18 protein-coding genes are annotated in these 15,045 nt (G+C 50.2%); 17 read left to right on the top strand and 1 reads right to left on the bottom strand.

The genetic code is table 11. From position 1 onward, the window contains the following. The first annotated feature begins 162 nt into the window (after positions 1–162). The 10 genes from QZQ08_RS08830 to QZQ08_RS08785 all read left to right on the top strand — a co-directional run bounded on the left by QZQ08_RS08830 (position 163) and on the right by QZQ08_RS08785 (position 7,946). The gene (locus tag QZQ08_RS08830; RefSeq protein WP_296330983.1) at positions 163–1,557 is read left to right on the top strand and encodes a hypothetical protein; all 1,395 of its coding nucleotides are present in this window, start codon (positions 163–165) and stop codon (positions 1,555–1,557) included. 44 nt (positions 1,558–1,601) lie between these two features. Beyond that, entirely contained in the window at positions 1,602–2,210 is a 609-nt protein-coding gene (locus QZQ08_RS08825) for a YSC84-related protein (protein ID WP_296330980.1), read from the top strand. A 3-nt stretch (positions 2,211–2,213) separates the two neighbouring features. Then, positions 2,214–2,906: a tRNA (N6-threonylcarbamoyladenosine(37)-N6)-methyltransferase TrmO gene (gene tsaA / locus QZQ08_RS08820; RefSeq protein WP_296330978.1), complete on the top strand. Its 693-nt coding sequence runs from the start codon at positions 2,214–2,216 to the stop codon at positions 2,904–2,906. Between the two features lie 25 nt (positions 2,907–2,931). Then, positions 2,932–3,561, top strand: a complete 630-nt coding sequence (locus QZQ08_RS08815; protein ID WP_296330977.1) for a hypothetical protein — start codon at positions 2,932–2,934, stop codon at positions 3,559–3,561. A 4-nt stretch (positions 3,562–3,565) separates the two neighbouring features. Continuing rightward, positions 3,566–5,029: a lipase family protein gene (locus tag QZQ08_RS08810; protein ID WP_296330975.1), complete on the top strand. Its 1,464-nt coding sequence runs from the start codon at positions 3,566–3,568 to the stop codon at positions 5,027–5,029. Continuing rightward, entirely contained in the window at positions 5,007–5,891 is an 885-nt protein-coding gene (locus QZQ08_RS08805) for an amidohydrolase family protein (RefSeq protein ID WP_296330973.1), read from the top strand. The genes QZQ08_RS08810 and QZQ08_RS08805 overlap by 23 nt, the downstream gene beginning before the upstream one ends. Positions 5,892–5,927: 36 nt before the next feature. After that, positions 5,928–6,404 (top strand): YhcH/YjgK/YiaL family protein, encoded by a 477-nt coding sequence (locus QZQ08_RS08800; protein WP_296330971.1) that lies wholly within the window; start codon positions 5,928–5,930, stop codon positions 6,402–6,404. Positions 6,405–6,614: 210 nt separating this feature from the next. Beyond that, positions 6,615–7,001 carry a hypothetical protein gene (locus tag QZQ08_RS08795; RefSeq protein WP_296330969.1) on the top strand — a complete coding sequence of 129 codons (387 nt, stop codon included), beginning with the start codon at positions 6,615–6,617 and terminating at the stop codon, positions 6,999–7,001. Positions 7,002–7,003: 2 nt separating this feature from the next. Then, a complete protein-coding gene (locus QZQ08_RS08790; protein WP_296330966.1) occupies positions 7,004–7,318 on the top strand; it encodes a hypothetical protein in 315 nt (104 codons plus the stop codon). Positions 7,319–7,373: 55 nt separating this feature from the next. Further along, positions 7,374–7,946: an HD domain-containing protein gene (locus QZQ08_RS08785; RefSeq protein ID WP_296330965.1), complete on the top strand. Its 573-nt coding sequence runs from the start codon at positions 7,374–7,376 to the stop codon at positions 7,944–7,946. Positions 7,947–8,403: 457 nt separating this feature from the next. Here the strand turns inward: QZQ08_RS08785 and QZQ08_RS08780 are convergent, their stop codons facing one another. Further along, positions 8,404–9,096 (bottom strand): YoaK family protein, encoded by a 693-nt coding sequence (locus QZQ08_RS08780; RefSeq protein WP_296330963.1) that lies wholly within the window; start codon positions 9,094–9,096, stop codon positions 8,404–8,406. A 168-nt stretch (positions 9,097–9,264) separates the two neighbouring features. Here QZQ08_RS08780 and QZQ08_RS08775 point away from each other — a divergent pair, with 168 nt between their 5' ends. The 7 genes from QZQ08_RS08775 (at position 9,265) to QZQ08_RS08745 (ending at position 14,555) form a co-directional block, all read left to right on the top strand. After that, positions 9,265–10,143 carry a LysR family transcriptional regulator gene (locus QZQ08_RS08775; RefSeq protein WP_296330961.1) on the top strand — a complete coding sequence of 293 codons (879 nt, stop codon included), beginning with the start codon at positions 9,265–9,267 and terminating at the stop codon, positions 10,141–10,143. 88 nt (positions 10,144–10,231) lie between these two features. Beyond that, a complete protein-coding gene (gene queF, locus QZQ08_RS08770; protein WP_296330959.1) occupies positions 10,232–10,696 on the top strand; it encodes a preQ(1) synthase in 465 nt (154 codons plus the stop codon). Further along, on the top strand, positions 10,689–11,390 hold the full coding sequence (queC, locus tag QZQ08_RS08765) for a 7-cyano-7-deazaguanine synthase QueC (RefSeq protein WP_296330956.1): 702 nt from the start codon (positions 10,689–10,691) through the stop codon (positions 11,388–11,390). Before queF ends, queC begins: the two co-directional genes overlap by 8 nt. Continuing rightward, a complete protein-coding gene (queD, locus tag QZQ08_RS08760) occupies positions 11,390–11,716 on the top strand; it encodes a 6-carboxytetrahydropterin synthase QueD (protein ID WP_296330954.1) in 327 nt (108 codons plus the stop codon). The genes queC and queD overlap by 1 nt, the downstream gene beginning before the upstream one ends. Next, positions 11,706–12,362, top strand: coding sequence for a putative 7-carboxy-7-deazaguanine synthase QueE (gene queE, locus QZQ08_RS08755; protein WP_296330951.1), 657 nt, complete (start codon positions 11,706–11,708; stop codon positions 12,360–12,362). The genes queD and queE overlap by 11 nt, the downstream gene beginning before the upstream one ends. A gap of 23 nt (positions 12,363–12,385) precedes the next feature. Then, positions 12,386–13,378, top strand: a complete 993-nt coding sequence (locus QZQ08_RS08750) for a hypothetical protein (protein ID WP_296330947.1) — start codon at positions 12,386–12,388, stop codon at positions 13,376–13,378. Next, entirely contained in the window at positions 13,320–14,555 is a 1,236-nt protein-coding gene (locus QZQ08_RS08745; RefSeq protein ID WP_296330944.1) for a hypothetical protein, read from the top strand. The genes QZQ08_RS08750 and QZQ08_RS08745 overlap by 59 nt, the downstream gene beginning before the upstream one ends. The last annotated feature ends 490 nt before the right edge of the window (positions 14,556–15,045 follow it).

Below are 15,045 nucleotides of genomic sequence, written 5' to 3'. Positions count from 1 at the left end.
CAAAAGATTTCCTGTATGTCTTTTTATATGTCCTATTTCATTTTACAATTAACCTTCTGTTATTTTCGCATTTTTTTCACAACCCTTATTTGAGATTACTCAGTGAAAAAGGTATACTATAAAGATAGAATCTATCGTCTTGTACAAAAGGAGAGTCTTTCTATGCGGATACATCATTCATTGGTTCTTGCTGTTCTTCTGTCCTTGGGAACGACCGGTACGGTCTTTGCAGAAACAGCTCCTGCCGCGGCTGCCCAAACGGAACCTGCGGCAGTAAAGGCACAGCAGGCTGTGCCTTCACTGCCTGTCATTCCCTCCGATGAAAATGGGGAAGCCCTCGACCCCAGTCTCTTTAAGGCTGTAAAGACTGTTTCTGGGGAAACGCTAAGTCTTGGGGATGGCTATGCAGCTTCTCAGCAGGATCAAAATGCCTTGTATTTCCAAAATGGGGCCAATATCACGGTAACCCACAGCAACATCAGCAAGCTGGGGCATACCACGAGCATCAAGGGCAGCCGCCTGAACGGCCAAAATGCGCTCGTCCTTTCTCATAACAGCACGGCCCTTTTGGAAGGCTGTGTCCTTAACGGTCAGGCTGATGGCGCGGCTGCAGTCTTTGCTGCTGGACCGGAAGCTTCCGTAAAACTCCATAATACCAATGTGCGCACGTCGGGCCTTTGGTCTCCTGGTCTTGCCGTTCAAAAAGAAGGTAAGGCAGAAGCCAATAATGTCAACATCGGTACGACTGGTGCTTATTCAGCGGCACTTTCCGCGGGGGGCGGAAAATCGACCGTGACCGTGACCCAGAGTACCCTTTCGACGACGGGGATTGAAAGCCCTATCATTTATTCCGGCGGCGATATTGCTGTTTCGGAAGTGCGCGGCGGGGCTGGTGCTTCCAATCTTGTCGTTGTTGAAGGTTCCAACGTAGCCCACCTTGAGTATGCGGACTTTACAGGCGGTGGTACGGAAGGAATCCTGCTTTATCGTCAGCTCAGCAAAGTCCCCGATGCCGACCATGTGACCCGTTTTTCTGCCAAACACGCCTCCCTGCGTCACGTTGGGGCAGGGCCCATGTTCTTTGTGACGAACACCAATGCCCGCATCTATGCCGAAATGACGGGCTTCCAGTATGAAGGCAAGGAGCTTATCCGCGTTAAGGCCGGTCGCTGGGGCAAGGAAGGCCAAAATGGGGCGGCCCTCGAATTCATCGGCAATAACCAACCGATGAGCGGCGATATTACGGTCGACGCCTTAAGTTCTGTCACTATGACCCTTCAAAATGAAAGTCATTGGTACGGGACTATCAATGAAAAGAAAACGGCCAAATCCGTCAAGGTTGGCCTTGACGGAAAATCGACATGGAGCCTTTCCGGAGATGCCCATGTAAACGTCCTCATCGATGGCGATACCACGCTCAAGAACATCACGGGGAACGGCTACCACATTTTCTATGATTCGACAGATCCCATGAATCACTGGCTTGACGGCAGGACCTTTACTCTTACGGGCGGCGGTTCCGTGACGCCGGAACCGGCCGTCATGGCGGCAAAATAAGGAGCCTTGTCGGCTTCTTCCTGTTCTAGATTGGAGGCCTATCCATGAAACGTCTGCAAAAGCTCGCTGTCTTTGTTCTTGCCCTTCTCCTTGTGACTGTACCCGCCCTTGCGGCTGCACCGACCAAAGCTGATAAAAAAGAGACCCAGCGCCAGGAGCTTCGTACCAAAACATACGAGGCCCTAAAGCTTCTTTACGAAAAGAAACCGAAATCGAAACGAGCCATTGAACATGCCTACGGCTACGCTGTCTTTGTCGATACTAGTTACACGGCCGGTTTCATTGGCGGCGGTCACGGAAGGGGCCGGGCCATCAATAACAGTAATGGTACGGAAGTCTTCATGAAGATGGCCCAAGGAAAACTGGGCCTTGGTCTAGGTGTCCGTCAGACCAATACGATCTTTGTCTTTGATACGATTGATGCTTTTACCAGCTTTATCACCAAAGGGTGGACCTTTGGCGGACAGGCGGCGGCAGCTGCCACGGATGATGTCCATGGTGACAGCCTTGAAGGAGCCTTCCAGGTGGCCCCGGGAATGTGGATGTACCAAATGACGACCAAGGGGCTCGCGGCGGAATTGACGGCAACAGGAACACGCTTTTATGTTGACAACGACCTAAATAAAACGCAGATTCCGGCTGTCAAGGAATAAGTCATGAAAGACCAACTGACCCTTTCTCCCATTGCCTATTATGAAGGCCCTTTGACGGATAAATTTGGCCTGCCGCGGCAGAGCGGACTCGTGCCGGAAATTGAGGGGACCCTTGTTTTTACCCCACCATACCGGATGCGGGAAGCGCTCCGCGGTATGGAAGGCTTCTCCCATCTGTGGCTGATTTGGGGCTTTTCAAAGAACCGTACTTGGTCCCCGACGGTGCGTCCGCCTCGCCTTGGCGGCAATGAACGGCTCGGCGTTTTTGCTACCCGCTCTCCTTTTCGGCCCAATCCTTTGGGACTCTCCCTTGTGGAACTTGCAGAAATCAAGGAGGGCGGGGCCAAGGGTATCATTCTCGTTGTACGGGGAGCTGATCTGATGAGCGGTACGCCCATCTATGATATCAAGCCCTATATCCCTTACGCCGATGCCCGTCCTCAGGCGCGAAGCGGCTTTGCCGCGGGACCTGAGGCCGAGCTTTGCGTGGAGTGCGATGAGGCTCTTCTTGCTCCTTTTACGCCTACCCAGCGGCAGGCCCTCAAAAAGGTCCTTGCTCAAGATCCGCGCCCTCATTATCAGCATGATGCACAGCGAATCTATGGAATGAGTTTTTCGGGTTTTAATGTGCACTTCCGTATCGATGGAAGAACGGTCCTTGTGACAGATATTCAAAAAGGATTTTCTTCTGATTGATTTATTTTGAAAGGAGCCGATTCCAATGAATAAAAAAATCCTGGCTTTGAGTTTTGTCCTTTGTGCCTCTCTTTCCGCGGCGGCGCTCCCTGTATCTGCGGAAGTGGAGACAAAATCAGCGGCCATTGCCAATATCGATATGAGCTGGCCCTATATCAAGGCAGACAATAAGGCGGCGACAAAGGCCATCAACAGTGACCTCCGCGTCTATATGGATGATTTCCGCTACGATTACATGTATCGGAAATTTTTGAGCGGGCGGACCTGGTTTGAAACGGCCTACGAAGATAAAGATATTGCCAGTGTTGTGCTCTATGATCTGCGCAACGATGGGAAGACCAATACCACAACGGTCCATGCCATCAACTACGATTTAAAGACCGGGCAGCGCATCCCGCTGGCAAAGGTCTGCCGGATGACGGTGGATGACCTGGTGAAGAAGGCGGATGCCAACTTCTATCGCGATGGGTATATTCGCATAACGCCGAAGAAAATGCCTACCCGTGTGCCGGAAGATTTTGTCTTTAACCAAAATGGCGGCATTACCATTTATTTTCAAGTCGGAGAGGTGGGGGACCTCCTTGATGGGAATGTGACGGCCCGCTTTACGCCGGAAGAAATCAGGGAAATCAATGCGCAGCATCCGCTTCACTGAAAAAATGCTTACACGCGCACTTACAGCAGGGGTCCTTATGGGATCCCTGTTTCTTCCATTTTCAGCAGGTGCTGCCTCCCCCGTGCGCCCCGCTGAATCCCAAAGCGTTTCTGCCGCAGCTGTTTCAGCACAGGAAAAGGTACGCTATGAAAAGGCGGTCAAGGAAAACCTTAAGATTGCTGGAACGGCCCTTATGTGCGCCGGCACGTACAGCATGGGTGAAGGCAGCAGCGAACACAGCCTCTTATCTGACTATGGTTGGGATGTTTCGCCTTTTCGTACCGCTTCGGATGATACGGATGTCCATTTTGCTGTCGCTGTAAGCAAAAAGGCCTACGGCAGAACGCATCCAACTATCCTTGCTTTTCGGGGCAGCCAAACCAAGACGGATTGGAAGACCAATTTCAGTGCTTCCTTGGTTCCCTTTGACAAGAAAGATAAAGGAACTGATCCGAAAACTGTTCCCAGCGTCCACAAAGGGTTTGAACGCTATGCCGCAATGGTCCTTCGGACCCCCATGGACCTTGATGGCGATGGCAAGAAAGAGATGGCCGCCTCTTATCTCAAACAGCATCCAGACCGCAGGCTCTACCTTACTGGTCACAGTCTAGGCGGCGCGGTTGCAAGCCTTGTTGCGGAACGCCTAGTGGAAAAAGGCATTCCCAAGGCCCAGGTTCCGGTCATCACTTTTGGCGCTCCGGCTGTCGGCAATAAAGCTTTTGCCGATGGATACGGGAAGCGGATTGACCTGACTCGTGTGGTCACAAGCCTTGATCCCGTACCGGGCAGTCTCCAGACTTTTTTCGGCGGTGACTTTACCCAATTTGGAAAGGTGGTCAAATTTGACCTTTCCAAAAACTATTCTGGATATCAGCATCCCGTTTCTTTTTATCTTGACCTTGCCTTGCGGCATTTTTATGACTCCTATGATGAAGCTGTAAAAAAGGGCCTTCTTCGGAAGGTTCCTTTGACGCAGGATGGGGGAAAAACGCCGATGGTGGCGCTTGCACTTTATACGACGGAAGATTCCTTTGATGACCGTTTTTCACCTGATCTGGGGCGCTTTGTTCTCGACGATTACCGGGCAATGCTGCCGCGTTATACGGTCCTTGACGTAAAGCACGAAAAAGAGGATAATTTTCGCATCGAGGAAGGCACGCTTATGAAAGCCGCCCAAAAGGCCGGTGCCTCTTACCTTGTTATAGTGACCCTCGACAAAAAACGCCTTGGACAGAGCCGGACATTTTATGTCACACTCTCCCAACACGTACGGAGCCTAGAAGGGCCTCGTCTTTCCACGCTGACCATGGGCAGCACCCGTGTTAGCTTTGACCAAGGACTGACGCAGGCCACGCTTTCTCTTCTGGAAGACCAAAAAGCGGCCATCAGGAACCTCCTTCCTTTTGTAAGGACAGAAGAAAGGCTCTGGAATCTCACCCCAGGAGATGATACGAGTGAAAATCATTGATGCTCATATGCATTTTGCCCGCTTCCCCGGATTTGATGAGGTTGCCCAACATGCTGGACATGAAAATACGGCAGCCCATTACCTTGCAGCCTGCCATGAAAATGGCATTGTTATGAGTGTTGTCATGGGCAATGCCTCGGGCGGCGAGCCCCAGTTTGGCGGTGTTGTACCCCAGGTGCCGGATCTGGCAGGTCCCTTTGATAGGCTTCATTACAACCAGGGAAAGGAAATCTGCTACTGTGCCGGTATCCAGAGTGAAGAACTGACCCTTGAAAACTGTGAAGCGTCGGCTAAGGAAATGGAACGCTTCCTTAAGACGCCTCAATGTGTCGGGATCAAGGTTTATACAGGCTACAATCGGGTCTATGCCAAAGATCCCCGTCATGAGCCTTTTTACGCCCTTGCCGAAAAGTTTGATGTGCCTGTCTGCTTTCACATGGGGGAGACAGCTGGCGGTCATGGTCTTTTGAAATATGCCCATCCTCTCACCCTTGATGAAGTCGCGGCATCCCACCCCCGTGTGCGTTTTGTCATTGCCCACGTGGGAAGCCCATGGATCCTTGATGCTGTGGAAGTCATGGCCAAGAATGAAAACGTCTATATCGACATTTCAGGCCTCCTTGTCGGCTGCGCCAGTGGGGAAGAATACCTCAAAAAGCAGCAGGCCTATTTTGCTTATCTGCGCATGTGGCTTGATTACGCCGAGCGCTATGATAAGGTCATGTATGGGACCGATTGGCCCCTTATCAACGTCAAGAGTTATTTGGACGTCATGAAGGCGGTGATTCCGGCAGAGCGTCACGAAGACGTCTTTTATAACAATGCCTTGCGCTGTTACAAGAAAATCGAAGGCCTCTTATGATGTCGTGACCCGAAGGGTACTGAAAGGAGAAATGACATGATTACAGGAACGCAAAAAGAAATCGACCGCATCCTTCCCTTTATGACGGGACGCCTCCAGAAGGCCCTTGTTGCTGTACGGGACCTGGACCTTGAAACGCTGCCCCTTGGAAAAACTGAGATTGACGGCGAGGAAATCTTTGTGGGCACCAATGAATATGAGACGGAACCTTTTGAAAAGCGCCGTCCGGAAAAGCACGAATGCTATATCGACATCCAGCTTATGGCAGAAGGCACAGAAACGTTGGGCTTTACGGATGTGGAACACGTTTCTGACATGACCGAGGACCGGCGAAAGACCAATGATGTTTCTTTTTATGGCAAGACGGAACAGGAAAATGTCGTAACCCTCCAAAAAGGGGATTTTGCCATCTTCTTTCCTTGGGAAGTCCATCGTCCCAACTGTGAGGCTCAAAAAGGGAAACCGTCCCATGTGAAAAAAGCCGTCGTAAAGGTGCGCTTTGACGGGAAATAAGAGAGAAAGGACTTGGAAGGACCTACTTTCCAGGTCCTTTTTTGTATCACAGTCTTTCCTTTGTCTTTCCCTTAAAACAGAAAGCGGAAACTCAAAAAAAGTGGGATGGATAAGCAGTATTTTGATGTTGCAAATTTCCTGAAATTTTGTAAAATGAAAGCATAAAAAAAGTCTGTTTTGCTTTTTCGAGTGTTAAGGGAGGTCATCATTATGGCATGTTTCATCGTACCTACAGCAGAAGCGATTGCTGTAACGGCAGCAACGAAGCTTTTGGGTCATAAAAAAGCAGAAAAAGATAGCGGCGTTCGGACCCTTTTCGTAACGGAAAAATTGGGCTGGCTCAATAAAATGCTTTGGGGCGGCAGCGCGCTCCTTGCCTTTGAACATCTTTGGCATGGCGAAGTCGTTCCTTTCTTTCCCTTCCTGACAGCCATGGAATCTGCGGAAGAAACGGCTTCCATGCTTCATGAGATGAGCACCGTTGGAGCCGGTATGGCGCTCATGGTGACCGGCGTCTGGATTGGTATGGTTGCCGTCAGCCGCGTTCTCGAGAAAAAGGCCCTCCGCGAAGCAAAGTCCGCTGAAAGCGAGGCCTGATCATGACCCTTCTCATCACCGTTTTTGCAGCGGTTGCGGCAACGGCGCTCTGGTATGGGTCGGACTCGCGGCATCAGATGAAATGGGGAACCCTGTGCTGGCTTTTTTGGGGTGCTTCCCTCATGTGGCTTGTGGATGCCATCTTTGAATATCGGGAATTGGGAGCAAGCTTTTTCGTACCCGATTTTGAATCCCTCGTGAATGATACGTTCCTGGGCCTTTCTGTGGTGGCCCTTGCCCTTGTCATATGGATTGTCAATCTCTTGATTACAGATCCCAAGCATGTTGTCCGGAATGAACTGATCCACAAATCATAATACGCAGGGGATCATGGGATGCCATGGTCCTTTTTCTTAGGGAGGAGACGAAAGCATGTTTTTGGATGAAGCCCTCAAAAAAGAACCTAAAACCCTCCAAGAGACATTTCATACCTGGTATGACTTCATGGAAGAACGCATCACTTTTGGTCAGTTTGTAAGCCTTTTGCATACGAAGAACCACTGTGCTCGGGTGCTTCTCTACTGCCTGAAGATTGCAGACCTGGCACAGCTTTCTGAAGAAGAACGGAGCGTCCTTGTGAAGGCTTCTGTATTCCACGATTCGTGTCGGCAGGACGACACGCGTGACGTTGGGCACGGTGCGCGGGCTGCGGAAAACTTCAAGGCCTTTACTGAACGCGGCGAAGTCGCTTTTGACGAACGGACCTACCTTATCATGGCCTACCATGACCGGGATGATGAACTGGGCAAGGCGGCCCTGCGGGAAAAAGGCCTCGGAAAAGCAATCCTGCTCTATGATATCTTCAAGGATGCCGATGCCTTGGACCGCTGGCGTATTTCCCCAACCGCCCTTGATGTGTGCTATCTGCGGACGGACTGGGCCCGGGGCCTTGTGGGATACGCAAAGCGCCTAGTGGCAGCAACGACCTTGCCCCATGCACGGTAAGAAAAAAGACTCCCTCGCTGCTGTAGGGGAGTCTTTTCTTTAGGGGGGACCAACGAGCTTTTCGGTGCTGCCGCCAGAACGGGTACGTCCGCTCCGGTGTCCGCCTTTTTGAGGAGGAACGATAGGGATTTTCTATTTTTTGCTGGATGGGCAGTAACGGTGAGGCCCAGTAGGATAACGGGATAAGGGGCCACTTTGGCACTGGCAGCAAGGTGACTATGCCTTCAGCTTTCCTTCCCGTCATCTTCAAGGGGAACGGACTGTCCTTGAACGGGTATAGGTAAATAAAAAGTTGCCTTTTTCCTTGCGCTGACAAGGACTGAAAAGCGGGCAATCCTCCTTGTCGGATTTAGGAAAGAGGAACGTTTAAAAAGATGGGCGGCCTGTTGAAGGCGGCCAAAAGGCCCTGCAACGCAGGGCTTTTTTTGGGGGACTTGTGGAAGACGGTAAGCATTCCTTACTCTTTTAATGTGAGGGCACCAAACAAAAGAAATAAGGCCGGAACAGCAATGGCCAAGTCGCCCATGGCCTTTGTGACGGCAAAGCCCCAAGCAGATCCCATACAGAAAACGCCATTGATGAAGATGTAGAGAAGGGCTTTTTTGAGTGATCCTCTTTCATGATCCTTCAGGTAGGTGCTGAAGGCCTCGACGGTGCGCTTCATGTTGCCCATGACCATGATACTCGTGTATTCATGTCCAGCGACGCGGTGGAAGGTCTGCATCTGAAGACCGGAGGACAGGCCCAGGAGGCAGAGCACAAGGCGGGTTGCAGCAAAACTATCCGGCATGAGGGCTGATAGGGCCATGAGAAGGCTCTGGAAAAGGAGAATACTCTTTTCAAACGTGACGAGATCAGATTGCCTATCCCTGAGCTGCTGGGAAAGGAACAGGCCCAGCATATAGGAAAGGATAGGAAAGAGAAAAGTCAGGACGCCCAGGAAATGACCGCTTGCCATGACGTGACCGGAATAGATGATGTTTCCCGTCTGGGCAAAGGCAAAGACGCCGCCCCGGACAAGAAAGCTGTAGGACGCACAGAAACCGCCTACGGAGGTCATGATGAAAAGAAGGGGATAAGAATCCCGCCGCAGTCCTACAGAAAGACAGCTTCGTCTCCTTGCTGCTTTTGAAATCATCGACGCCATCATACCTATGCTCCTTTTTTATAGATGCCTCATACGATGGGAACGAGGCTTACAAATTTTTACGAAAAGTATGCTCTTTTTTGTGTTATAGTATAGAGTGAAAAAAGAAATTTGTATAATATATTTTACCTTTTATAATATAAATTGAAACTATGGAATAAGGAGCCTGTCATGAACCTCATCCAACTGCGCTATTTCCAGGCTGTCTGCGCCTGCGGCAATTTGACACAGGCGGCACAGCAGCTCCATATTTCCCAGCCTTCCCTGTCAAGCGCCATCCAGAGCCTTGAAAAGGAATTTGGCGTCGGGCTTTTTGTTCGCCAGTATCGCGGTGTGGAACTGACGGCGGAAGGGGAGCAGCTCCTCAAGCTGTCCCGTTCCCTTACGGAAAACGCCGATAAACTTGTGCGGATCATGCAGGACCTTGGTGCCGGCCGCCATATCCTGCGTCTTGGTGTTCCCCCTGTGTTGGGCGGCTGGCTTTTGCCCCGCCTCTATACCGATTTTTTTCGCCACCATGAGGAAATCAGTTTGGAGGTTATGGAAAAGCGGCGGGCGGTCATCAAGGAAGAATTGGAACATGAACTCCTGGATCTTGCCTTCATCATCCATACGCAGCCTGTATACAGTGGATTTGAGGCTTTATTTGTCACTGATCTTGAATCAGGAGCCCTTGTCTGTCGAAATCATCCCCTTGCAGGAAAAAAAGTCCTGCCTCTGGCAAACCTATCTGCAGAAAAGCTGGTTCTCATGCCGGAACTTTTCTTTCAGTCTGAGCTTGTGGAGGGCCGTTTCCGCAAAGCTGGACAGGAACCCCAGATCCTCTGCCGCACGTCCCAGCTGTATACCATGATCCAGCTTGTGAAAAATGGCGGGGCCATGGGCGTTGGCTACAAGGAAATGTTCCTTGACGACCCGGATCTTTGCTTCCTTCCTTTTGAAGAGCCCCTCAAGATCCACTTGAGCCTCATTTGGAAGAAGCATCAGTATGCGTCGGAAGGGATGAAGCAGCTCATTGCCTTCTTGAAAAACAGCAAGGACTGTTCCTAAGGGACAGCCTGATTCCATAGCCTTGCCACAAGACAGGAAGATAGGATATAATGTTTGTTCGTTACCAAAAGAAGAAAGGTCTGTCATTATGAGAACAAAAGAAGAACTTGCCGGTGTAACTGCTCTTGGCAGCGGCCATACGGAATATAAAAGCACCTATGATCCTTCGGTCCTGGAGGCCTTCCCCAATAAACATGAGGAAGCACCTTACATGGTCAAGCTGAACTGCCCAGAATTTACAAGCCTTTGCCCGAAAACGGGCCAGCCTGATTTCGGCCGCATTGTCATCAGCTATATCCCAGACCATAAACTGGTGGAAAGTAAATCCCTGAAACTCTATCTCTTTTCTTTCCGCAATAACGGAGACTTCCATGAAGACTGCGTCAATATCATTAAAAACGACCTAGTTGCCCTTCTCTCGCCGAAGTATCTGGAGGTTGCCGGGTATTTCAATCCTCGCGGCGGCATCAGCATCCTGCCCTTTGCCGTCTATTACCAGGATGAATACAAGGAAATGGCCCAGCGCAGAATGGAGGCCTTTGTCCATGAATAAGAAAGCCCTTGTTCTGTCAAGCGGCGGTGTGGATTCAACGACCTGTGTATCTGTGGCCATTCATGAATTGGGCCGGGAAAACGTGGCTACCGTTTCCATCTTTTATGGCCAGAAGCATCGCAAGGAACTTGACGCGGCCCAGAAAGTGGCTGATTTCTATCATGTCCCCCATTATGAACTGGATCTATCAAAAATCTTCCAGTATTCGAACTGCAGTCTCCTGTCCCATTCGACAGAAGAAATCGTCCATGAAAGCTATGAGGACCAGATTGCCCAAAATGGGGAAGGCAAGGTATCGACCTATGTACCGTTCCGCAATGGGCTTATGCTGAGTGCCGTTGCAAGCCTTGCCATGAGTCTTTTTGAAAAGGATGATGTGGACATTTATCTTGGGGCCCACGCCGATGATGCGGCCGGCAATGCCTATGCCGACTGCAGCGAGGCCTTTACGGATGCCATGGGAAAGGCCATTTCCCTTGGAACCTATGAGCAGTGTCATTTGGTGGCTCCTTTTGTGGAAGTCAACAAGGCGGGTATCGTAAAAAAAGGCCTTGAGTTGGGGACTCCTTATGAATTGACGTGGAGCTGCTACGAAGGCGGGGACCGTCCCTGCGGCACCTGTGGGACCTGTATCGACCGGGCGCGCGCCTTTGCGGCTAACGGTGTCCCTGATCCCGCATTGGAGGAAAAGTAATGTATACGGTAACAAAAAGAATGGAAGTAAGCGGTGCCCATGCACTCAGGCTTCCTTATGAAAGCAAATGTACTCGGCTTCACGGGCACAACTGGACCATTGAAGTGACGTGCCGCCGGGAAGAACTTGATGAAAATGGGATGGTTGTCGACTTCCATCATATCAAGGATGTGGTGAAAAAGCTCGACCATCAGAACCTCAATGCTGTCCTGTCCATGAATCCGACGGCTGAAAACATTGCCAAGTGGATCCATGACCAGGTGCCAAACTGTACGAAGGTCATGGTCCAGGAATCAGAAGGGAATGTGGCCATTTATGAAGACTGAGCGATTCCCTGTTGTGGAAATCTTTGATTCCATCGATGGAGAAGGCAAACGAACCGGCTATATGGCTACTTTTGTTCGCTTCGCTGGCTGCAACCTGCGCTGCTCCTACTGCGATACAGCCTATGCCTGGGAGGCCTCACAGGCTAAGGAATGGCTGTCTGAAGATGATCTCTTCCTAAAGATAACCGGTTATCCGTGGAAACGGGTGACCCTCACAGGCGGCGAACCGATGCTCCAGCCTATCGAGGCGCTCTGCCGCCGTTTGGGTAAAGCGGGCTATGAGGTCAATATTGAGACAAACGGTGCGGTAGCGCTCTTTTCAGAGCGTCCGGACAGGCTTTTTTATACCATGGATATCAAGAGCCCTTCTTCAGGGGAAAGGGACCGCATGCGCTGGGAAAACCTTTCCCTTTTGACATCGGATGATGTCCTGAAGTTTGTCGTCGGGTCCGCAGAAGACCTGCTTGATATGGAAACTGTCCTTAACACCTATCCCGTCAAGGCCCAGATTTACGTGTCCCCTGTTTTTGGCAAGATTGAGCCCGTGGCTTTGGTGGACTTTGTCAAACATCATCAGCTTTCCCGCGTCTGTGTCCAGATCCAGCTTCACAAAGTGATTTGGGATCCTGATGCTCGGGGCGTCTAACATTGAAAAAAGGAGACCTATCCATGACAGAACTGAATCATAAATCCCGCCGGCAGTATTGGCAGGAACGAGCCGCTGCCGTCCGCAAAAAAGGTGGTGTTACGGAAGACCTCATCAAGGAATACATGATGGATCAGCAGCAGCAGTTCCTGGAAGTCCTTGAAGAGATTGGCATGCTTGGAAAAGCTGGCAATCTGCGCAAAGCCCTGCGCAAGATTCGCCGTGTCGTGGAAGGCGCCCTTCCGGAAAAAAATGACCAGCTTATTTCCAAAGCACTTGATCACCCACTGGAGTACCTGGTCTATCCCATCTTTTTTGCCCAGGAATGTGAGGGCAAGAAGTTTACGCCGGCACCTCTTCCCCTTGGCCTGGGCTATCATCTGTGGGGCGGTATCCTTATGGACCTAGGAAAACCAGACGATGCCTATAAACGTTTCGAGCAGAGCCTTATGTGGAGTCCCTTTTCTTATGCCAATTACTATCCTATGAACCGGATCCTTGAAGAAAAAGGCGATTTTTCCGGCTGGCTTCAAAATATCCGGCGCGAATATGAACATGCCATTTACCGTCGTAACCTCATGGGAGCCTATGGAGAATTGGCTCGGTATTATCTGCTCACAAAGGAGACCGAAAAGGCCGCTGCCATCAGGGAATACATGAAAACCCATCCAATCATGGACGCCCTTCCTTCTTACTGGGATAAAGCCATGGACGCGGCTATGGATACCTTTTCGCCTGAGACCTTGCCTGCCTTTGCAACTGTGGTTCAAGCAGCTGGACTGGGTGAAGGTCCTCACAAAAGAGCCCTTGCCGCCCTTGATGAAGTGGCAGAACGAGCGCTTTCCCTTCATCAGGAGGATACGGCTGAGCGGGTCTACGCTTATCTTTACGATTTGACGCAGGATTCCCAATATGAGGCCAAGGCTGCCCATATTGAAAAAGCAGATTGCAGTCATAATGGCTGCCATGATCACGACGGTCATCATGATGAGGGAAAAGGAGTGGACCATGAGTGACAATAAGCTGATTTATTTCCATAAAAACAACCTGCACGACGAAGAAAACTTTCAAGAAGAACTTTTTTACGGCCATCACCATGACGGGGACTGTGACTGCGGCTGTGACCATGATCATGACGTGGATGGATTCCATGACCAGATCATGAAAAGCTCGGATCGGGGCCTTTTTAGTGAAGAAAGCTTTGACCCTAGCGAAGTGGGTAATGTGGTCATGACCCTTTACAAGGAATGTTTCGATGAACTGCTTGCCATTTCCAACCTTGCGGATGAAGGAAAACTGGAGAAGGCCCTGCGCCGCATCCGCAAACTGACGGAACTGCATCGGGAATTTTATTCTGGAGAAGAAGACCTTGACGAACGGAGTCTTTCCCTTAACGAGGAAGTCCCCATTTACCGCTGCCTCAAAGACTTGCGCGGCGAAAAGGATAACTTGCTCCTCATGCCTGTGCCCCTTCATCTCATGTATTTTATGTGGGGCATGATCCTTTGTAACCTGGGAAAAGAGGAAGCGGCCATGAAAAAGCTCGAGTGGGTCTGCCGCCTCAATCCCTTCTTTACAGGTCCTTACGCCGCTATGAACCGCTACTATGAAAAACATGGCGATAAGAAAGCCTGGCTGGACAACATCCGCCGGGAAGGAAAGACCATCTATGCAGGCGGAATCTCGGAAGCCTTGGCCGAATTGGGCCGCTATCTTGCCCTTGAAGGACGGATTCCCGAAGCACGGGCCTGCTATGGCTATATCCTTGACTGGAATGCCGAGACGGAGCTCCCTGATGGTCTCACAAAAGAAGTTGCCGAACTTCTTGATTCCACGGATGAAGAGGCCGACCTTGAAGCTGTCTTGGAAGAGTTTGGCCTGGCGCCTTGTGCGGACCCAGAAGTCATTGAGGCCATGGAAAATGCCATGAAAGTTGTAGAAAAAGAAAATGACTATGAATTATGGGAGTCCATTCAAGAAGACCTTTTCCTACTCACCAAGAATGAATCCTATTTTGACTTGGAATGGCATGGCTCCGATGATCCCGATTTTGGTGATGACGCAATCTTTGATGAAGAAGATGATGTGCCTCTCGTTTCCTTTGAAGATGAATTTGGAGACACCGATGATGGCAGTGAAAAGTCAGACGGGAAAAAAGAAAGCAGCCTTGCTGATGATGAACTTCCTTTTTGAGAAAAGATAAGGGGAAAACAAACAGGCGCAAAAGAGAGTTTCATTTCCTTACAGCCATTTCTTTTATATTATTTGAGGGATTGAATCATCCTGTGGCAAGGGCTATCCATCTTTTGCAGTAAACCTTTTGAACCACGCTATGGGTAAGCAATCGATCATCCCATGGTTACCCCTATAAGATGTGGAGCCCTTATAACCTTTATGCGGTTAAAAAAAGATTTGGAGCCATCCCGATGCTCCAAGTCTTTTTTTTATATAGAAATGAAAGCTGGCTGGGGAGAGGGAATCAAAGAACGGCCTTTTGGCTATTTTGCATGAAGCGGTTTTAAGGACCTGACGGAACCTCATGGCCGGCCTTTGAAATGATGAAGAATGACTGCAAATCCGAACAACTTGTCTGCAGGAGGATAGCCTCCGTGATAATGGAAATTATTTGGTTCTTCACGTATTTTTGGGGGATTCCAAATCATACGTAGGTAAAGACAGGTAC

Source organism: uncultured Acidaminococcus sp. (genome assembly GCA_900538365.1).
Lineage (GTDB): Bacteria > Bacillota > Negativicutes > Acidaminococcales > Acidaminococcaceae > Acidaminococcus.
Note: the sequence above shows the minus strand (reverse complement) of the source record. Positions and strands in the feature narration are given on the sequence as shown.